The sequence below is a fragment of the Acinetobacter sp. ESBL14 genome (genome assembly GCF_036668815.1).
In the GTDB taxonomy this organism is placed as follows: Bacteria; Pseudomonadota; Gammaproteobacteria; order Pseudomonadales; family Moraxellaceae; genus Acinetobacter; species Acinetobacter gyllenbergii.
In genome coordinates this window covers 166,686-186,364 of sequence record NZ_JAZEVS010000001.1, presented here as the reverse complement: position 1 = coordinate 186,364, position 19,679 = coordinate 166,686, and the positions used below count along the sequence as shown (strand labels likewise).

Below are 19,679 nucleotides of genomic sequence, written 5' to 3'. Positions count from 1 at the left end.
AAAATACATCCAAATTAAAAACATCCCTCCTATTTAAAAATGATTTTATCGTTTAAAAAAAACACATTTACGCAGCATAAAATCAGCAAAATTCTCACCATTTAATATTTAATGCAAATTCTACAAACCGAATTAAATAATAAAATAAAAATATAAATTTCAATAGATTAACCAAATAAAATCACAATACTTTAAAGACATAAAGATATATCAATTAGGTTTTTGACTCTGATCCAATAACAAAATAGCTTAATAAAAAATAACTCGGTACTTCACAAATTGGAGGTGAAGCAATGGATACAAACAAGGTCAATATTAATGACATAATTGATAAAGCGCGTTTTACCGCTTTTCATTGGAAAGTTTTAATCTGGTGTTTAATCATTATTATTTTTGATGGATACGATCTAGTAATTTATGGTGTGGCACTGCCCTTATTGATGCAGCAATGGTCACTGACTGCCGTGCAAGCTGGATTGCTTGCCAGCGCAGCCTTATTCGGGATGATGTTTGGCGCCATGATTTTTGGCACACTTTCAGACAAACTGGGTCGTAAAAAAACCATTCTGATCTGTGTCACCTTATTCAGTGGCTTTACCTTCTTAGGGGCATTTGCGAAAAGTCCAACTGAATTTGCAATTTTACGTTTTATCGCGGGACTTGGCATTGGTGGGGTGATGCCAAATGTGGTTGCACTCATGACCGAATATGCCCCGAAGAAAATCCGCAGCACTTTGGTTGCATTGATGTTTAGTGGCTATGCCATAGGCGGAATGAGCTCTGCCTTACTGGGTGCATGGTTGGTCAAAGACATGGGCTGGCAAATCATGTTTTTAATTGCAGGCATTCCATTATTACTTCTTCCACTGATCTGGAAATTTCTACCTGAATCTCTGGCATTTTTAGTGAAATCGAATCATCACGATCAAGCCCAGATGATTGTCACTAAAATCGCACCTGAAACTGAATTAACCAGCAATACTCAACTGATTCTAAATGAAAGTACCAGCACCGAAGCGCCTGTGCGTGCACTGTTTCAGCAAGGTCGTAGTTTTAGTACCTTCATGTTCTGGATTGCCTTCTTTATGTGCTTATTGATGGTCTATGCGCTAGGCAGTTGGTTACCTAAACTCATGCTACAAGCAGGTTACTCTTTAGGTGCCAGTATGTTGTTCCTATTTGCACTGAATATTGGAGGCATGGTCGGCGCAATTGGCGGTGGTGCACTGGCTGATAAATTCCACTTAAAACCCGTGATTACCAGCATGTTTGTGATTGGTGCAGCCGCCCTGATTCTGCTGGGTTTTAATAGCCCCCAATTCATTTTATATAGCCTGATTGCCATCGCAGGGGCAGCAACCATTGGCTCACAGATTCTGCTCTATACCTTTGTGGCGCAATTCTATCCAACCGCAGTACGTTCAACTGGGATGGGATGGGCTTCGGGTATTGGGCGAATTGGCGCTATCATCGGCCCTGTCCTAACAGGTGCTTTGCTCACCTTTGAACTGCCTCACCAAATGAATTTTCTCGCAATTGCCATCCCTGGCATTATCGCGGCGCTTGCCATCTTTATGGTCAATTTAAAAGTTTCAGTTGCAGCCCAAACAGCTCCAAACTTTAACCCACAAACTTCGCTCACTCAGCAATAACAATAAGTGCGCCGAGGATTGGCGCACTGACTTCGGATATGGATTATGAAATTATTACAGCGCTTTTGCCCTACGCGTTTAACAGTTGCAAGCCTATTGGCAATGAGTGGCTTGTCTAGCCCGGTTGTTTTCGCTGCTGAAACAGCCCAGCCAGCTCAAGATGAATGGAAATTTACCCTCAAAAATGCCTATATCAACCGCGACTATGACAACCCGAGCCTTAAAAATACAGGCAGCTGGTCTCAAGCGGCATCTTTATTTTACAAATCAAATATGCGGGATACCCCACTACAAATCGCAGATAAACCGATCACCATTGGTGCGGATGCTTCAGTGCAATATGCGGTACGTTTGAGTCAAGATAAGCATGTGGCGGATACTGTGTTGCCATTCGACACCCAAACACAATCGCAAGCCTCTGACTATTTAAAATATGGTGCGACCTTAAAACTGGGCTATGACAAAACACTGCTCAGTGTCGGTGAACTCTGGCTGGATCTTCCTGTGACGGCGGTAGATGCCAGTCGCCAGTTGTTGGCATCGTATTGGGGCACCAACTTAAAGTCACAACTTTCTGATCAGCTCTATGCCGAAATAGGCCGAGTGACCAAAGTGTCACCGCGTAATGAAGAAGATTTTAAGAAATTTTCTTTTACTGCGAATGGCAAAACCGTTTACTCGGATGGTTTGAATTATCTGGATCTGCGTTATCAACTGACGCCCTCATTGAAGGCCGAATACTACTTCGGCAATTTAGAAGACCTCTACAACAAACACTATGTTGGGCTAGAGCATACATGGAAACAACCGAACTTCTCATTGAATTCCAAGTTTAAATATTTCAATGCTAAAAATGATGGCAACAACTTTGATATTGATGCGCAAAATATTGGAATACTGGAAATGCTGAAAGTGAATAATCAGTCTTTTGGTTTGGGCTATCAACAGATTATCGGTGAGTCGGCCTATCCATTGCCTGATGGTTTCCTACCTGAAACTTATTTTATCAACTGGAATGCCACAGGCTTCTTCAAGAAGAATGAAAAGTCTTATCACTTGATGTATGGCTATGATTTTAAGGACTATGTACCAGGGCTAAATGCGATGGTGAAATATGTCTATGGTCATGATTTTAAGGCCGCCAATGGCGATCAAAACCATGAAACTGAGTCCAATATTATTCTGAACTATGCTTTTCAGCAGCCTTATCTCAAAGGCTTTGCCCTACAATACATCCGCATTGACTATGATGTGAAACATGGCAATGACTTTGGTGAAGACCGCTTATTTGTCAACTACAGTAAAAAATTCTAAGTCTTAGCCTGATGGTTGAGTAAACAGTTTCTTCCGCTCAAATAAAAAGAGAACTTCATTTGAAGTTCTCTTTTTTCATTACGAATTCAGTCGGATGGATCACTTAAATTTGTGATTGAATATAATTCTGCAAACCAATCAATTCAATTAAACGCAATTGCTTTTCTAACCAGTAGGTATGATCTTCTTCTGTATCAGAAAGCTGCTGACGCAACATATCACGGCTAATATAGTCGCCTTTTTCTTCACACAGTTTAATACCCACTGCCAATTTTTCACGCACATGATATTCAAGGGCTAAATCTGCTTTGAGACAGCTCACCACATCGTGACCCACATTGATGTCTTCACGATGCATATTCGGTTGAGCACCTAAGAACAGCACACGACGAATGATTGAATCGGCATGAGATGCTTCTTCTTGCATTTCATGGTCAATACGCTCGTAGATTTTGCTCAAGCCCCAATCTTCGTACATTCTTGAATGAATTAAATATTGATCACGAGCAGCCAATTCACCGCCAATGAGCATATTTAAATAGTCGATGACTTCTGGATTGCCACGCATAATACTTACTCCTATCGAATGACAATATTATGGCCAAGTTACACTAGAATTGCAAAAACAAATGTGTGTAAGTTTATGATTTTTATAAAATTAAAATGAGAAACATACGCATTTACAATTCGAATTGGCTGAATTTATCTAAATAAAATAAGCCTTTGCATATCATTTATAGCTTTAAAAAGGGATAATCCTATTGAAAATCATTTGTTTGATTTTTTGTAACCATTAGCAATGCTTCTTATTCCGCTGATGTTTTGATCAAAAAATCATGAAAAATGACTGTTCAGCTGTTGTTTGTTTGAGCAAAATTCGGTAAATAACAGCAATCACAAAAACATAATGTGGAAACCACAATGGATAAAAGTAAACCAATTTTGGTCACTGGTGCGACGGGTTATATTGCAGGCTGGATTATTGAACGTCTGTTGAATCAAGGCTATACGGTTCATGCAACGGTGCGTGATCCATCGAAGAAAAATAAGATTCAGCATTTGTACGATCTGGCAGAGCAATCTTCTGGCAAGATTGAATTTTTTAAAGCCGATTTGCTTGAACCACGTTCATTTGATGATGCAATGAAAGATTGTGAAATCGTGATTCATACCGCATCTCCTTTTGTGGTGACCAATTATAAAGATGCAGTCAAAGACATTATTGAGCCTGCGGTGAAAGGCACAGAAAATGTATTAGACAGTGTTAATCGCACCGAGTCGGTCAAACGTGTGGTGCTGACCTCAAGTATTGCCTCGACCTATGGTGATGCGATTGAGATTCAAAATACTGCCAACAACGAGTTTGATGAAAGCCATTGGAACAATACCAGCAGCGAAACACATCAGCCCTACCCTTATTCAAAAGTCGCGGCAGAACGCAAAGCATGGGACATGGCTGAACAACAAAATCGTTGGGATTTAGTCTGTATTAATCCCGCCTTAGTGATGGGGCCTTCCCTCACCGATGCGAGTCAGTCAGGCAGTATTGAAGTGTTACAACAGTTTGGTAATGGCACCACCTTGTTTGGTGTACCGCCAATGTGGAATGGGATTGTCGATGTCCGTGATGTTGCCGATGCGCATGTCGCAGCAGCCCTAAATCCTAAAGCACAAGGCCGTTATATCATTTGTGGTGGCACACTCAGCTTATTGGATATGGGTAAGGCACTTACTCAGAAATTTGGCTATAAGTTTCCATTCCCGCATTTTACTGTGCCAAAAACTGCCTTTTCATTTGTCGCACCAATCCTCGGCCATTCACGTGAATTTGTAAAATTGAATATGGGATATCCAATTTATTTTAATGCACAACGTAGTGTCAATGAACTCGGGATTGAATATCGCGATGTGCGTGAAAGTGTCTGCGAACATTTCCAGCAATTGCTGGATGATGGCATTGTGAAAAAATATATTTAATCAAAAAGCACCTCTCAATTTCATCATTGAGAGGTGCCTCGCTCACCGTTATTTCATCTTAAATGCTTCTAAGATGTATTCACCAATATCCTTATAATGATGACCATGGTGGTCTTCTAAATAGAGCAACGCGACATATTCTTTTCTTGCCCCATGTCGACCAGCGGATTCAAGCTTTTCATAAGGTTGATAGAAAAGTTTAGCAGTCTTACCTTTTTGAAACTCAACGTTCACATGACAGATTTTTTGTGAATTATTTTCAGACTCAACGCTTTTCACCTGACCCAACCTTAAATCAGCATATTGATAGAGTTTCTGTCTTAATTGCCAACGTAACTCAAAATCAAGTTGAGATAGTGAAGCATCCCCTTGATCTATTTGATCGACTAAATATCGTTTTATTTGCTGATAAGCGAACTCCACCATATGATTAGGCTGATACACATTTGACTTTAACAACCCTTGATCATAAATAGAATCAGAAGCAATCAGATGATGCGGTTTCACGTGAGCGAACTGCTCAACCGCATGATCAAACATCTTGATTTCGCTTTGGACGTCTAACTGAAATTCTCTCCAGCATCTCTCTGCATCCTCATGACTTTTCTGTAGACAAGCCGACCTTTTTTGTATTTCTTGCGCTTTTAATAAATCGAAAAACAAGCGTTGCCTTAATTCAATTTTTTCCAATACAGCATTTAAAAGCTGGGTATTGACATCTTCTTGTACACTACCTAGCACTTTCGTTTGATTGCATTTAACTGCATTATCATAACGATAATAAGCAAGCATCACAAAAAAAGGAAGAATGAGTGCTAAGCAATACATGATGATTAACTTAGCACTTTCTTTATCTACATCATCAAGCTTCATACTGCTTTAAAAACGCTAAAAACTCTTGCTCATTCAAGACTCGAATGTCTAGCTTCTGCGCTTTATCCAGCTTACTACCCGCTTTCTCACCTGCAACCACACATTTGGTTTTACTGGACACACTGCCACTGACACGCGCACCTAAGGCTTGAAGCTTCTGGGTTGCTTCATCACGGCCCATGGTTTCCAATGTTCCTGTCACCACCCAACTCTCACCATTCAATGGTTGACGTGTTGGAGCTGTCGGTGCATCCCAATGGATACCTGCCGCCATTAAACGATCTAACACTTCGATGTTATGCGGTGCTTGAAAGAAATCCGCAATCCACTCAGCAGTAATATCACCCACATCAGGGGTTTTCTTGAGTGCTTCAATATCGGCCGCTTTCAATGCTTCAAGCGTCTGGAAAGTATTGGCGAGCATACGTGCGGTGGTCTCACCGACACCACGAATTCCCAAGGCATAAATAAAACGTGCCAAAGTGGTTTTCTTGCTTGCTTCAATCGCATCAATCAGGTTCTGAACCGATTTCTCACCCATTTTTTCGATGGTCAATAAAGTGTCGCGATGCTCATGTAAATGATAAATATCAGCCACATCTTTAAGTAGTTCGAGATGTAAAAGTGACTCCACCCAACGGTCGCCTAAGCCTTCAATATCCAAAGCTTTACGTGAAACAAAGTGACGAATGGCTTCAATCCGTTGCGCAGCACAATACAAACCACCCGAACAACGTGCCAAGGCCTCACCTTCTGGCATCACCACAGGTGATTCACACACAGGACAATTGGTCGGGAGATGCACCATCTCTGCATCGGCAGGTCGGAACTCAGCCCAAACCTTCTCAACTTTTGGAATCACATCACCGGTACGGTAAACACTAACGGTATCGCCAACACGCACATCTAAACGATGGATTTCACCAATGTTATGTAAGGTCACATTGGATACTGTCACCCCACCAACAAAGACAGGGGCTAAACGTGCGACAGGTGTCAGTGTTCCTGTACGCCCCACTTGCCAGTCAATATTCTCAACTTTGGTGAGTGCTGCCTGTGCAGGGAATTTATAAGCCGTTGCCCAACGTGGTTCACGACTCAAGAAACCTAATTGTTGTTGCTGTTTAAGGCTATCCACCTTAATCACCATGCCATCAATTTCAACTTTAAGATCTGGACGCTCTTGTTGAATCTGTTCATAGCGTTGTTGTACTTCTTCAATCGAAGCACACAGGAATTGACGTTCAGCAATTTCAAAACCGAACTTGGTGAGCCAATGCAAACTATCATGCATGGTCTCAAGGCCATGATTGGGCTGACACTGGGCAATCCCATAGGCATAGAACGCCAATGGACGTGAAGCGGCGATATTTGGGTCTAACTGACGAAGGCTTCCTGCTGCTGCATTACGTGGATTAGCAAAGGTCTTGTCACCTTTGGCTTCTTGATCGGCATTAAGCTTTTCAAAGCCTTGCTTTGGCATCAATACTTCACCACGAACTTCAAGAAACGCTGGAATCGCTTGATACTGACTGGATAATACTTTCGGCAAATTTCGAATGGTTTTAACATTCTGAGTAATGTCTTCACCTGTCTCACCATCACCACGTGTCACGCCACGAACCAAGACGCCATGTTCATACCACAGTGAAATCGCTAAGCCATCGAGTTTCAGTTCAACGTCATACTGGACTTTTTGATTCGGTAACCGCTCATCAATACGGCGGGCGAAAGCAAACAGGTCTTCCTGATTAAAGACATTGCCCAATGACAGCATTGGCACTGCATGAGTCACACTTTCAAATTTTGATAGCGCTTGACCACCCACTTTATTGGTCGGGGTATCGGCCTGAATACAGTTTGGATATTGTTGTTCTAGTGCTTTCAACTGATGAAATAAATGGTCATATTCACTGTCAGAAATGGAAGGTTGATCCATCACATAATAAGCATGATTGTGTTTTGCAATTAGTTGAATCAACTGACGCATTTGCTCAATAACTGAGTTGTGTTCCATTTAAACTTCACCATATAAAAGGGCGGAAAAACCGCCCTATAATTTTTACTAAATTTAGTATATCGAACCTGAGTTAGACATGAAATATGATACTCAGAAATGTCATCTGCAATCTGCGTGATTTAAACAAGATAATGTTTTTGCAATAAAATCACTTTAATGAAAGTAGTGAACAGGTTTTGCAGATGACAATGGTTTTGCTTACTTTTGTCGAAACAAAAGTAAGTCGAACCGAAGGTTTAACCTAAAATAGGATGAGAACCGAACATGACTCCGTTAAGTTCTTTATTTTTCAAATTTAAAAACATGTTAATCAGTTTATGAAAAAGCAACTAATTAAACCGTCGCCTGATTTGGACGATAATCGATCACATGATGACGCCAATGTTCTTTCAACTGCGGCGTAAACTCTAAATTGTTTTCATCATAGACTTTACCATCGACTTCACGCGCAATTAATCCCGCAATACTGGTCATCATGTCATAACCCGTGACTGCTTTACTATTTGGCAATGCAAGGAAAAATGCTAGACCTTGTACTTGTTCGCCAGATAAGGTTTCTAAATCAAAACCTGCTGGTCCATTATCCGTCATACGCAGCACAGAGAACATCAAGGCACTTGGCTCATCAGTGTTTTCATAACGATGGAAACATGACATTTCACCGAAACGTAGACCGTATTTCAATAATACTTTAAGTGCTTTATCACCTGATAAGGCACGGCGTGGGTTCGGATAAACATTCAAGGCAATAATTTGTTCTGCAGTTGCTAAAGCACTTTCATCATCATAGCGCTGCTGTTCATGTAAATGCACATCCAGAATATTACTTTCGCCATCAAACTCTTCAATCGCAACCGTTTCAATATTTGGATTTAAGCTGAGCTCAGTTTCCGCTTTGCTTTCCTCTGTAGCTTCTACATTTTCAGAGGCCACTGTTGTTTCTGGCTCAGTCGTTGCTGTCTGATCTTTTTGAGCCGCTTCCAGTTCTACTACAGTTTCAACAGCCTCATCTGCTTTAGCAGTTTGTTCGATTTCCGTCGTTTTTGTTTCAACACTAGTCGCATCAATGGCTTGCTCTGCCACAGGCTCCACTACAATTGCTTCAGTATTTAAACTTGGTTCAACACGCTCAGTTGTGGTCACCACTTCTTTTTGTAAAAGCTGGTCACGTACATGACGTGGAATCACAGGTTGCTGACTTTCAGGATTAATATGTAAATCTGCTTCTAATGATGGCTCAACTGGTTTTGGTTTTCTTAAAATCATGATTAAACCAACGAGCATAATCGCAACGGCGGCAACAATGCCTATTATTGTATTCATTTCCATACTAAGACTCCGCAACTAACCCGTATTCTTTTGCCTGTTCTAAATCGACAGTCACTAATTTTGATGTACCTGGCTCTGGCATGGTGACTCCAAGTAAATCAGTTGCCATTGTCATCGCCAATTTATTATGTGTAATGTAAATGAATTGCACTTGTTCAGAAAGCTCTTTTACCAAATTACAATACCGTTGTACATTGGCATCATCAAGTGGCGCATCAACTTCGTCCAGTACGCAGAACGGTGCAGGGTTCAATCTAAAGATGGCAAACACCAAAGCCAAAGCCGTTAAGGTCTTTTCACCGCCTGAAAGCAAGGCCAAAGAGCTGTTACGCTTGCCAGGTGGACGCGCCATCAGTTTCACCCCAGACTGCCAATCATCTTCAAGGCTTAAAGTCGCTTCACCACCACCAAATACCTTTGGAAACAACAGTTGCAGTTCTTGATTGACCTGATCAAAGGTGGTCATAAATAACTTACGCGTTTCCTGATCAATACTTTTCATCGCGTCTTTGAGCTGATCAACGGTATTTTGTAGATCCTGCATCTGGTGACTCAGTTCATCAAAACGCTGTGACACTTCTTCGTATTCTTGTGAAGCCGCTAAATTCACGGCACCGATTTTCTCAAATTGCTGCTGGGCTTTTTCCAGTTTCTGCTGATGATCTTTAATTTCAATCGACACATCAGATAAAGCGTCTGTATTCAGTTCTTTCAGTTGCTCTAAATAATGTTCACGATCTGATTTCGCCGCCTGCCAAGCCAAGCGCTTTTGCTCTAACTGCTCACGCACCTGCTCATCTTTTTGCTGTGCTTGATGGCGTTGTTCCGTCAGTTGCTGCTGCTTCTCTTGTACTTGATTCAGTTCCAGCTGCCATTCATTCCAGGTTTTTTGCAGCTTTTCGGTTTGCTGGAATTGCTGTTGGAATTGTGACTCCAAGTTGGGTAGTTCAAGCTGAATCGGATCAACAAACTTCTTGGCCTGTTCGATTTGTTCAATGATTTGACGGTATTGTGTTTTTAGGAACGAGATATCTTTCTCTAACAACTCAATTTGCTGATTGGCTTGCGAAGTCTGGCGACGCAAAGCTTCACGTTGCTGCTGTTGTTGAGTCAACTGTTGTTGCTGCTCATCCAACTGCTCATTCAAGTTTTCCACCTGAAATTGCAAAGTCTTATAATTTGGCAACACCGATTCTAATTTCAATGCCAGCGCATGCAGATCAATCTCCAGATCATCACGCTGCATGGCATCTTCTTCAAGCTGTAGATCAAGCTGTTTCAACTGATCGGCCAATTGTTGTTGCTGCAACACAAAGGCCTGTGCGGTACTTTGTAGTTTGGCAATTTGCACATCCAGTTGCTGCAGCTCTTTTTGCTTTTGCTTCAAACTTTGCTGTTGTTGCTGCAAATGCTGTTGCTGCTGTTGCAACATTTCCTGCTGTTGAGAAAACTGATGTTCCAAGTTATCCAGCTGTGGTTGTTGCTGTGCCAGTTGCTGTTCAATTTCTTCTAAACGGACTTGATGACTAAGCATACCCTGCGCAGTTTGGCTGTCTTCATCGTAATGCAAAGCAATCACCCAGTCTGAGCCGACATGATAACCATCCAGCGTTAAAATGGATTGTGCGTGCTGGAGATCCACTTGAGATCGCAAAGCTGTGGTTAAATCTTCTGCAACGGCGACATTGGCCCATAAAGAAGATTGTGGTGCCTCGATCCATTCACTCAAACAGGTCAGCTCTGCAACTTGAATAGGCTGCTGTGGTGATGATTTTAACTGTCGTGAGATGCCCTCTTGGAAGGCTTGCCCATTCTCAATCAACTGCGCTTGTAACCATTTGGCTAAGAACTTCTCAATAATGCTTGCATGCGCTTTAGCTTGAGCGCTTAAACGTAGGCTTTGCATCAATCGAACTGCATTTTGATCATGCTTCGGACTTTGTTTTGCGACGAGCTGATTTAAGTTCTTTTGTTCAGCCAATAAAACCTGAATTTCTGTTTTCAGGCTTTGCAGATCCGTTTTGTTCGACTGTTGTTGATCTTGCTGTGTTTGAACATCCTGCTGTAATTGCTCAATTGCCGTTTCTAACGCAATGATTTCCTGTTGCAGTTGTTGCTGCAATTGTTGTAACTGCGCTTGTTCATCATCCTGAACCTGAGCACGAATCTGAGTGGTTTGCGTTTGCAAGGTCTGCTTTTGCTGCTCAATCCGCAGCACATTCTTACCGAGCTGTTCAATTTGCGCCGCCATCTGCAACTTTTTTTGTTGTTGCTGATCGACTTGAGTTTTCAGTTGATCAAATTGCTGTTGTGCTTGCTTGTGCTGTGCCTGAACATCAGTAAAATTTTGCTCAGCCGTTTGTGTCTGCTGCTCTAAGGCAAGTAAGCTTTCATTTTGCTCATCAAATTGAGTGCTTAAGGTTTCAACCTGTAATTCAGAGAGTTGCAGACGCTCTTTGGTTTGTACTTTCTGCTGTTCAAGTTGCAGCAAGCTGGTACTGTTTTGTTGAAATAAACTCTGTTTTTGTTCCAAAGTCATTTTTAATTCAGACAGCTTTTTCTCAGCCTGTTGCCACTCATGCTGCAACGGTGAAGACTGTTGAATTAAACGCTGAAATAAAGCACTGGTGGCTTCAAGATCGTGCTCAATGGTCTGTGACTCAGAACGAACCAGTTTAAAGTTTTCGCCCAGTGCCGTCATTTCAACGGTATATTCTTGCTGTAATTTCTGACTTTGATTGGCTTGGAACGAAAGGATTTCAATTTTTAAAGTGCGAATCTGCCCTTCTAAGGTCTTATATTGAATTGCAGCTTCAGACTGGCGCTTCAAGCTGCGGAGTTGAGATTTTAGTTCAGCCGCAATATCGTCTAAACGTGCCAGATTCTGTTCAGTATGTTCTAAATGCTGTAAGGTTTCACGACGGCGTGCCTGATAACGGGACACTCCTGCCGCTTCTTCAATAAACACACGCATTTCTTCTGGCTTGGCATCAACCAGACGGTTAATCATGCCCTGTTCGATCACCGCATAAGAACGTGGCCCTAAACCAGTGCCCAAGAAAATATCGGTAATATCACGGCGACGGCAACGGGTGCCATTCAGGAAATATTCAGATTTACCTTCACGGGTGACTTGGCGGCGGACGGCCAGCTCGCTATAGGCATTATAAGCGCCACCGAGTTTGCCATAAGTATTATCAAAACGCAGTTCGACACTGGCAACCCCAACGGGTTTGCGTTTGGCGGTCCCGGTAAAAATAACATCCTGCATACTGCCGCCACGCAACTGGCGTGCGTTGGACTCGCCCATCACCCAGCGAATCGCATCAATGACATTTGATTTACCACAACCGTTCGGCCCAACCACCGCAGTACGGTTGGCCTTAAAATGTAATGTTGTACTATCGGCGAAAGATTTAAAGCCTGAAAGTTTTAAACTGCTTAAACGCATACTGCCCTAACTAGCGGCGTGAGCGTCTAGCCCAAGCCAATTCAATCTGTTTCATACGTGTCAGAGATTCCAACACAAGGTTGCGCAAGTGTCGACAAAAATCTTCCATAAATAAAGCAGCTTGTTGTGATTTTCGGATCAAAATAGCATCAATCACCAACTTGAATAGGGTAAATGATTCTTGTAGCTCTCGACGCGAAGTATTCAAGGTCAAAAAATAACTACGGCGTAACGACGGCAACAGTTCTTTATAAAATTGCATCAAATAAGGATTCGCCACCATGTCATGCTGTTCTGCCAGATATTTAAAAATGGCATCGTAAAATTTTTCGATATCGCCTGCGCGAACAAATTCGACCAGTTGATCCAATAAAGTTTGTAGTTGTTCTGCTTCATTGACTCGCCACGTTTCACTAATCCGCTGCACAATATGCCCAAGCACCATCACATTGGTGTCGAATAAGGCTTTGACTTGTTGTGCTGACATTTCAGAGACAATCGCGCCACGACGCGGAAAAATTTCAATTAAATAAGTCCGTTCCAGTAACAACAGTGCCTCACGAACCGAGCCACGACTGACATCTAATTCTTTGGCAATGCGCAACTCTTGAATGCGTTCACCTTCAACCAGCTCACCACTAATAATTTGTTCACTAATATACTTTGCAATCTGTTCAGAAAGACTATCAGCCTCTTCGAGATTCATGAGTCCCTCGCTATCTTTGTTATACGCATTGATACAATGCTGTTTGCGCTTTTTTGTTTTAACTGATCTCGCCCTATAAATTCTATATCATTGTCTGACAATTTTATTGCTTTTTAAGCCAATTACGCGAAAAAATCGCAATATGATTCTCAATATGTACTAAAAAGTTAGTTTTTCTATTTTGAATATCAAATATTTATGTACTCAAGTGAAACTTAACCACACATCTGAAAAGATTTTCTTTCATCGCTTTTTAATTGATACAAGTCACAAAAAATAATATTTTCATTAAAAATATCGCACTTTTAATTCTCCTACTGAATTACTCAGTACACATATAGATGAGTCATAACATGGGTGTTCATCAAGCGGTCAATATTGCTATTTTTGGGCTCAGTCTCAGAACCTTAAATGAGTTAAAACAACAGGTTGAAACGGCTGTGCCACATCATGTCCAAATCAATTGGAGCAATATTGCCGAGCCGCAGCTGGATATCCTCATGATCAATCAGCTATTTTTTGATTCCCCCAATATTAAAAGCTTGCTGCAAAACAATAAAATCAATGTGCTGAAAATTGCCAATGACCTTGATAAAAATAGCGCCATTGAAGATGACACCTTATTTCTGCCCTTGAACCATCTCCATTCATTGCATCACTGGCTCAGCCTTCATCTAAATGAACGCTTAAATCAAAGCTCAGAAAATATCGAAACTGAAGGTACCCCGACCTTTCAGCGCAAACAAATTAAAGAAGTATTACAAGAAATCCAGAATCCGAAAAATGGCAAGATTCAGCTGTTTGATAACCAAGGACTACTCGCCATTGCCGATCCACGCAATCAATGGCTATGGCAACATCCTGAATTTGATTCTTTTCAAACCGACCCAAGCCTGAACTACACCTATGCCACGCAAAATGATCTGCATTGGACTTTAGATGCACCGCAGCAAGACTTAAAACAATGGCTCTGGCATTTACTCTGGACCTCCATGGACTTTGAAGGATTATGTCCCGCCTCTGCCTCGAGTTTTTATCTGCAGTTCTGGCCACAACCCAGAAACAAGCTTGACCGCCAAGATATCTTACGGATGTCTGCTTGTTTTGCCCAAGGCGCACAGATCAGCCTTGTTGCCCAACAACTTAACCTCCCCGAACAGAAAGTCAGGCACTTTGTTGCAGCATGCTTGGGCGCACAGTGTGGAACACTAATTAAAGATCAACAGGCAAAATATCGCCCGCAAACTCAGCAAAGCGAAACAGAACAACATTTTATGAAAAAACTATTTGGTCGCTTACGCCATCGTTTAGGCTTTTAATTAAGGTCATCCTTATGATTTTACATCAATATAAAATTGTCTTCGGTGGCACCATGGGTTCAGGTAAATCCTCGGCAATCAAAGCATTATCTGAAATTGAAGTCCTCAGTACCGAAGCACTGAACACCGATACCGAATCACATGACAAGTTACTGACCACTGTTGGGATTGATTATGGCGAACTGACTTTGGAGGACGGGCTCAAGGTCGGTTTATATGGCACACCCGGGCAAGATCGCTTCGATTTTATTTGGGCAGTGATTTGTAAAGGTGCAATCGGCACTATTGTCATGATTGATCACGCTGCCGAAAACCCTTTATTAGATTTAGAGCAATATCTTCAGGCCTTTCAGCCCTTTGGTCATAATATTGTGATTGCAATTACCCATATTGATCGTATGCCAGAACGCACCTTATCCATGTATCGTGACTGGCTGGCCGCCAAAGAACTGAATTACCCACTATTCTTTATTGATGCACGTCAGCAAGATGATGTACTTGTTCTGGTCGAAACGTTGATTGCCACCATTGAAGTACATTATGGTCTCACTCACTAAAACGGTTTAGAGCAAACCTTTATAAATAAAGTAACTGCCAACCACCACCAATAGGCCTGCAAAACATTTTTTTAGCATGGCTGGTGACAGACGATGTGCCACTTTGGCACCAAATTTTGCGGTGATAAAGCTCATCACACTGATGCCCAAGAAAGCATAGATATGCACATAACCAATCGTATTCGGCACTTCAATCTGCTCTTTAGCACCAAACCACATAAAGCCTAATGCCCCCGCCACTGCAATGGGTAAACCACAGGCAGCCGAAGTTGCCACTGCCTTTTGCATCACTACGCCATGTCGATTGAGATAAGGTACGGTAAGGCTGCCCCCCCCAATACCAAAAATCGCGGATGCCACACCAAAGCCGCCACCCGTAGCAAGTTGTAACGCTGCTGAAGGAAGATGACGATTTGGATCAACCACTGCATTTGCCCCTCTAAACATCTTATAGGCCATCCAGACGGCGAAGACACCTATCACCAACTGTAAATGCTGCCCTGACATCAAATCAGCCACCCCAGCACCGAGGAATGAACCCAACACCAAGCCCGGTGCCAAATTACGAAATACGGGCCACAACACTGCCCCTTTTTTATGATGTGCCATCACCGAACTAATCGAGGTCACAATAATGGTTGCTAAGGATGTTCCAACTGCAATATGCATAATGACATTGGGGTCATAATTCATTTGAGTGAACACAATATATAAAATTGGCACAATAATTAGACCACCGCCCACACCAAATAGCCCCGCAGCAAATCCAGCAATTGCGCCAATCAGCAAATATATGATTAACTCCATAAACACATGACCACTCTACTTGTAAAAATGATGGATGATTTCGCAACCCGCCAGCTTCAGCAATTATTGAACGCAAAAAATCAATTTCCAGAAGTGGTGCTGCTTAAAACAACCACAACATCGACCAATGATGATATGCGTGAAATTGCGCAGAAAGGGATGACCACAGGATTGGTCTGTAGTGCACAGCAAACCCAAGGTCGTGGTCAGCACCAGCGACAATGGGCCTCTCCTGAGGGCAACATTTATTTAAGCACACTGATCCAAACCAATACAGCACTGGATGGTCGCTTAGCACTTGAAGTTGCGTTAAATATCTTACAGATGCCTAGCTTGCATGGCTTGAACTTACAGGTCAAATGGCCCAATGATTTATACAGCCCTCAGGGGAAATGGGGCGGAATCTTGGTAGAACCACTTTCACCCAATCAAGCCATTGTCGGTGTAGGGATGAATCTAAGTACTCCCCCTGTTGAAAATGCAGACCAACCGATCACCTCTTTAGCCATGCTCGGTTTAGCCCATGTAGATCGTTTAACCCTGATTGCGGAACTTTACACCGCAATTCAACAAGCAGCACAATGGTTCGAACATGGCAGTTATAATTTAGCTGAACGTTTTAACCATCATGCAATTTGGTTGAATCAACAGGTCGAATTTGAACATACCCTCGGTAAAGTTCAGGGGCTATTTCAAGGGATTTCCAATGACGGCGCGGTACTGATCAAAACCGATCAGCTTCAACAATTCTATCAAGGCCGTTTACGTCTTGCCTCGATTTAAAAGAGTGATGATGCAATGAAAAGTTTATGGCTGGATATTGGTAATACCCGCTTAAAATACTGGATCACCGCACATGATCAAGTCATTGAACATGCTGCCGAGTTACACCTACAGTCACCTGCCGATTTATTGCTCGGTTTGATTCAGCACTTTCGTCATCAGAATTTAAGTCGTGTCGGCATTTCTTCGGTTTTGGATTCGGAAAATAATCAACGTATTCACATGATTCTCGACATTTTGGATATTCCAATTATTTTTGCCAAAGTGCATGCTGAATATGCGGGACTGCACTGCGGCTATGATGTGCCAAGCCAACTCGGGATTGACCGTTGGTTGCAAGTCCTCGCCATGGCAAAACCCAATGAAAACTTTTGTGTGATTGGCTGTGGCACTGCCCTCACCATTGATCTGGTCGAAGGATTGCAACATCTGGGCGGCTATATTCTGCCAAATTTATATCTACAACGAGATTCGCTGATTCAAAATACCAAAGGCATTAAAATTCCAGACTCTGCTTTTGATAATTTAAAACCTGGTCATAACACAGTGGATGCAGTACATCACGGCATCTTGCTCGGCTTGATCAGCAGCATTGATCAAATTATGCAACAATCGCCGAAGAAGCTGATTTTGACTGGTGGCGATGCGAGCTTATTTGCAAAATTCCTTAGCCACTATCAACCGCAAGTTGAATCTGATTTATTACTCAAAGGCTTACGCCATTATGTTCAACTAAACTCAGCTTTCAGCAAAGTTTGAACAACTTGCAATAATTGAGGGAACTCACTAAACCCATCTTCTGTACGAAAATGCCCAGCTTGAGCCACCTCAATCAGTTGGGCATTGAGTAAATTGGAAAATTTAAAGGTGAGTGGCACAGGAACCACTGGATCATTACTGGAAAAAAACACCAGACGTCTTTGAATATTGACACGCAATAAACCACTTTCAAAATGGGAGTGTTCAAGAAAACTGTTGAACTCAGGATGTTTTGAAATAGGATCATGAAAACCGGCAATAAAAATGCCTGCTTTTACGGCATGCTGCTTGAGTCGTTTGGCGAGAAATCGAGCCACAGCCACACAAGATAAGCCATGTGCCACCACAATACTCTGTTCATTTAACCCCTTGAGCTGTGCATCCAAGCAAGTTTGCCAAATCTCTGCTTCAGGATGATTGGCATCCGCAAGAAAAACCCGTTCAACGAAAACATCCTCACTTTTCAGTTGTTGTTCTAACCATGCATACCAATGCTGTTCTGGGTCAGCATTTTCACAATGCAGAATAAATACGCTATTTTTTGAATTATGTGACATATTTAACACTACTTTTCAATGTAAAACATAGACTTATTTTTAATTTTCTTCTTTTTAAAGCACCTTGAATGTTGATATTTTGTATTAAATTTATACAACACACCCGCATTAAAAAAGGCGCATCACGCGCCTTTTTAGGAAGTTTAGAACTTACTTTTTCTGGTCATTGCTGCCAAATAAAGGGCCCATATTTCCACCGCCACCAAATTGCTTTTGCATATTGCCTAATGATTTCAACATTTTGCTCATACCTGATGGATTGGCGAATTTCTTCATCATCTTCGCCATTTGTGCTTGTTGCTTGATCAACTTATTGACCTCAGCTACATCCATACCACAACCTGCTGCGATACGTTTTTTACGGCTCGGATTCATCAAATCAGGATTACGACGCTCTTTGATCGTCATCGACTGAATGATGGCTTCCATACGCTTCACTTGCTTTTCAGGGTTGGCTTTTTCAATTGCATCCTGAATGCCCGCATTGCTCATCCCCGGCAACTTGTCCAAGAAGCCCATCATGCCGCCCATTTTGCTCATTTGCTCAAATTGCATCAGCATATCTTCAAAGTTGAAGGTTCCGCCTTTCTGCAATTTCTTCGCCATTTTTTCGGCTTTTTCTTTGTCGATTTTGCGTTCAACTTCTTCGACCAAAGAAAGGACGTCACCCATACCCAAGATACGTTGTGCAACACGATCTGGATGGAATGGCTCAAGTGCATCTAGCTTTTCACCAATCCCCAAGAACTTGATTGGTTTGCCCGTGATGGCACGAACAGAAAGTGCTGCACCACCGCGCGCATCACCATCCGTTTTGGTCAGAATCACGCCCGTTAAAGCTAAAGCATCGTTAAATGCTTTTGCTGTATTGGCAGCATCCTGACCTGTCATCGCATCAACGACGAATAGCGTCTCAGTCGGCTTCACCGCAGCATGTAATTCTTTGATCTCATCCATCATGTCTTCATCGACATGCAGACGACCCGCAGTATCGACAATCAAGACATCAGCAAATTGGATTTTTGCCTGCTCAATGGCACGATTGACAATATCAATTGGCTTTTCAGTTGCTTCTGAAGCAATAAAACCAACACCCACTTCATTGGATACGGTTTCTAACTGCTTGATCGCTGCTGGACGATATACGTCAGCAGAAACAGTCATGACTTTTTTCTTTTGACGTTCTTTTAAGAAACGCGCTAATTTTGCAGCTGTTGTGGTTTTACCCGCACCCTGCAAACCCGCAAGTAGGACAACAACAGGTGGCTTTGCGCTTAAATCTAGTGTCTCATTTGCCTCACCCATCATCTTGGTGAGTTCATCATAGACAATCTTTACAAATGCCTGACCAGGAGAAAGCTGAGTCATAACCTCTTGACCGAGCGCTTCTTCCTTCACCTTCGCGATAAATTCACGAGTTACAGGTAACGCCACATCGGCTTCAAGAAGTGCCATACGTACTTCACGTAGGGTATCTTTAATATTGTCTTCGGTCAGCTGCCCTGAGCCAGTAACATTTCTTAAACTCTGTGTGAGTCGTTCTGTTAAGGTATCAAACATTGCGAAATCCGCTTA

The 19,679-nt window shown here is 42.2% G+C and carries 16 protein-coding genes; 7 read left to right on the top strand and 9 right to left on the bottom strand.

What is annotated here, in order from left to right; translation table 11 throughout:
• The first annotated feature begins 293 nt into the window (after positions 1–293).
• Positions 294–1,652, top strand: coding sequence for an aromatic acid/H+ symport family MFS transporter (locus tag V6E90_RS00910; protein WP_332604232.1), 1,359 nt, complete (start codon positions 294–296; stop codon positions 1,650–1,652).
• Between the two features lie 45 nt (positions 1,653–1,697).
• The gene (locus tag V6E90_RS00905; protein ID WP_332604231.1) at positions 1,698–2,966 is read left to right on the top strand and encodes an OprD family outer membrane porin; all 1,269 of its coding nucleotides are present in this window, start codon (positions 1,698–1,700) and stop codon (positions 2,964–2,966) included.
• Between the two features lie 103 nt (positions 2,967–3,069).
• Here V6E90_RS00905 and ftn read toward each other — a convergent pair whose 3' ends face one another.
• Entirely contained in the window at positions 3,070–3,534 is a 465-nt protein-coding gene (gene ftn, locus V6E90_RS00900; protein ID WP_016541697.1) for a heteropolymeric bacterioferritin subunit Ftn, read from the bottom strand.
• Positions 3,535–3,887: 353 nt separating this feature from the next.
• Here ftn and V6E90_RS00895 point away from each other — a divergent pair, with 353 nt between their 5' ends.
• Positions 3,888–4,943 carry an SDR family oxidoreductase gene (locus V6E90_RS00895; RefSeq protein WP_016541696.1) on the top strand — a complete coding sequence of 352 codons (1,056 nt, stop codon included), beginning with the start codon at positions 3,888–3,890 and terminating at the stop codon, positions 4,941–4,943.
• A 48-nt stretch (positions 4,944–4,991) separates the two neighbouring features.
• Here V6E90_RS00895 and V6E90_RS00890 read toward each other — a convergent pair whose 3' ends face one another.
• The 5 genes from V6E90_RS00890 to V6E90_RS00870 all read right to left on the bottom strand — a co-directional run bounded on the left by V6E90_RS00890 (position 4,992) and on the right by V6E90_RS00870 (position 13,322).
• Positions 4,992–5,816 carry a hypothetical protein gene (locus V6E90_RS00890; protein WP_332604230.1) on the bottom strand — a complete coding sequence of 275 codons (825 nt, stop codon included), beginning with the start codon at positions 5,814–5,816 and terminating at the stop codon, positions 4,992–4,994.
• Positions 5,806–7,833, bottom strand: coding sequence for an NAD-dependent DNA ligase LigA (gene ligA, locus V6E90_RS00885; protein WP_332604229.1), 2,028 nt, complete (start codon positions 7,831–7,833; stop codon positions 5,806–5,808). The genes V6E90_RS00890 and ligA overlap by 11 nt, the downstream gene beginning before the upstream one ends.
• A 336-nt stretch (positions 7,834–8,169) precedes the next feature.
• Positions 8,170–9,165, bottom strand: a complete 996-nt coding sequence (locus V6E90_RS00880; RefSeq protein ID WP_016541693.1) for a cell division protein ZipA C-terminal FtsZ-binding domain-containing protein — start codon at positions 9,163–9,165, stop codon at positions 8,170–8,172.
• Position 9,166: 1 nt separating this feature from the next.
• On the bottom strand, positions 9,167–12,616 hold the full coding sequence (smc, locus tag V6E90_RS00875; RefSeq protein WP_332604228.1) for a chromosome segregation protein SMC: 3,450 nt from the start codon (positions 12,614–12,616) through the stop codon (positions 9,167–9,169).
• 10 nt (positions 12,617–12,626) lie between these two features.
• Positions 12,627–13,322, bottom strand: coding sequence for a GntR family transcriptional regulator (locus tag V6E90_RS00870; protein ID WP_016541691.1), 696 nt, complete (start codon positions 13,320–13,322; stop codon positions 12,627–12,629).
• 353 nt (positions 13,323–13,675) lie between these two features.
• On the opposite strand from V6E90_RS00870, the gene V6E90_RS00865 reads away from it, so the two are divergent.
• Together V6E90_RS00865 and V6E90_RS00860 are read left to right on the top strand one after the other, a co-directional pair.
• Positions 13,676–14,641: a hypothetical protein gene (locus V6E90_RS00865; RefSeq protein ID WP_332604227.1), complete on the top strand. Its 966-nt coding sequence runs from the start codon at positions 13,676–13,678 to the stop codon at positions 14,639–14,641.
• Positions 14,642–14,655: 14 nt separating this feature from the next.
• On the top strand, positions 14,656–15,198 hold the full coding sequence (locus V6E90_RS00860; protein WP_332604226.1) for a GTP-binding protein: 543 nt from the start codon (positions 14,656–14,658) through the stop codon (positions 15,196–15,198).
• Between the two features lie 6 nt (positions 15,199–15,204).
• Here V6E90_RS00860 and V6E90_RS00855 read toward each other — a convergent pair whose 3' ends face one another.
• Positions 15,205–16,005: a sulfite exporter TauE/SafE family protein gene (locus V6E90_RS00855; protein ID WP_332604225.1), complete on the bottom strand. Its 801-nt coding sequence runs from the start codon at positions 16,003–16,005 to the stop codon at positions 15,205–15,207.
• A 6-nt stretch (positions 16,006–16,011) separates the two neighbouring features.
• Here V6E90_RS00855 and V6E90_RS00850 point away from each other — a divergent pair, with 6 nt between their 5' ends.
• A complete protein-coding gene (locus tag V6E90_RS00850) occupies positions 16,012–16,788 on the top strand; it encodes a biotin--[acetyl-CoA-carboxylase] ligase (protein WP_016660429.1) in 777 nt (258 codons plus the stop codon).
• Positions 16,789–16,803: 15 nt separating this feature from the next.
• Complete coding sequence (locus V6E90_RS00845) at positions 16,804–17,547, top strand: pantothenate kinase (protein ID WP_016541686.1); 744 nt, start codon at positions 16,804–16,806, stop codon at positions 17,545–17,547.
• Here V6E90_RS00845 and V6E90_RS00840 read toward each other — a convergent pair.
• The gene (locus V6E90_RS00840; RefSeq protein WP_023270704.1) at positions 17,517–18,104 is read right to left on the bottom strand and encodes an RBBP9/YdeN family alpha/beta hydrolase; all 588 of its coding nucleotides are present in this window, start codon (positions 18,102–18,104) and stop codon (positions 17,517–17,519) included. The genes V6E90_RS00845 and V6E90_RS00840 overlap by 31 nt on opposite strands.
• Before the next feature lie 150 nt (positions 18,105–18,254).
• The gene (gene ffh / locus V6E90_RS00835) at positions 18,255–19,664 is read right to left on the bottom strand and encodes a signal recognition particle protein (protein ID WP_004655358.1); all 1,410 of its coding nucleotides are present in this window, start codon (positions 19,662–19,664) and stop codon (positions 18,255–18,257) included.
• Positions 19,665–19,679 lie beyond the last annotated feature (15 nt).

Coding starts and splice junctions, on each gene's coding strand:
- V6E90_RS00840 (WP_023270704.1), bottom strand. CDS start 18,104: ATGTCACATAATTCAAAAAATAGCGTATTTATTCTGCATTGTGAAAAT.
- V6E90_RS00880 (WP_016541693.1), bottom strand. CDS start 9,165: ATGGAAATGAATACAATAATAGGCATTGTTGCCGCCGTTGCGATTATG.
- V6E90_RS00855 (WP_332604225.1), bottom strand. CDS start 16,005: ATGGAGTTAATCATATATTTGCTGATTGGCGCAATTGCTGGATTTGCT.
- V6E90_RS00850 (WP_016660429.1), top strand. CDS start 16,012: ATGACCACTCTACTTGTAAAAATGATGGATGATTTCGCAACCCGCCAG.
- ffh (WP_004655358.1), bottom strand. CDS start 19,664: ATGTTTGATACCTTAACAGAACGACTCACACAGAGTTTAAGAAATGTT.
- V6E90_RS00865 (WP_332604227.1), top strand. CDS start 13,676: ATGGGTGTTCATCAAGCGGTCAATATTGCTATTTTTGGGCTCAGTCTC.
- V6E90_RS00860 (WP_332604226.1), top strand. CDS start 14,656: ATGATTTTACATCAATATAAAATTGTCTTCGGTGGCACCATGGGTTCA.
- V6E90_RS00890 (WP_332604230.1), bottom strand. CDS start 5,816: ATGAAGCTTGATGATGTAGATAAAGAAAGTGCTAAGTTAATCATCATG.
- V6E90_RS00895 (WP_016541696.1), top strand. CDS start 3,888: ATGGATAAAAGTAAACCAATTTTGGTCACTGGTGCGACGGGTTATATT.
- smc (WP_332604228.1), bottom strand. CDS start 12,616: ATGCGTTTAAGCAGTTTAAAACTTTCAGGCTTTAAATCTTTCGCCGAT.
- V6E90_RS00845 (WP_016541686.1), top strand. CDS start 16,804: ATGAAAAGTTTATGGCTGGATATTGGTAATACCCGCTTAAAATACTGG.
- ftn (WP_016541697.1), bottom strand. CDS start 3,534: ATGCGTGGCAATCCAGAAGTCATCGACTATTTAAATATGCTCATTGGC.
- ligA (WP_332604229.1), bottom strand. CDS start 7,833: ATGGAACACAACTCAGTTATTGAGCAAATGCGTCAGTTGATTCAACTA.
- V6E90_RS00870 (WP_016541691.1), bottom strand. CDS start 13,322: ATGAATCTCGAAGAGGCTGATAGTCTTTCTGAACAGATTGCAAAGTAT.
- V6E90_RS00905 (WP_332604231.1), top strand. CDS start 1,698: ATGAAATTATTACAGCGCTTTTGCCCTACGCGTTTAACAGTTGCAAGC.
- V6E90_RS00910 (WP_332604232.1), top strand. CDS start 294: ATGGATACAAACAAGGTCAATATTAATGACATAATTGATAAAGCGCGT.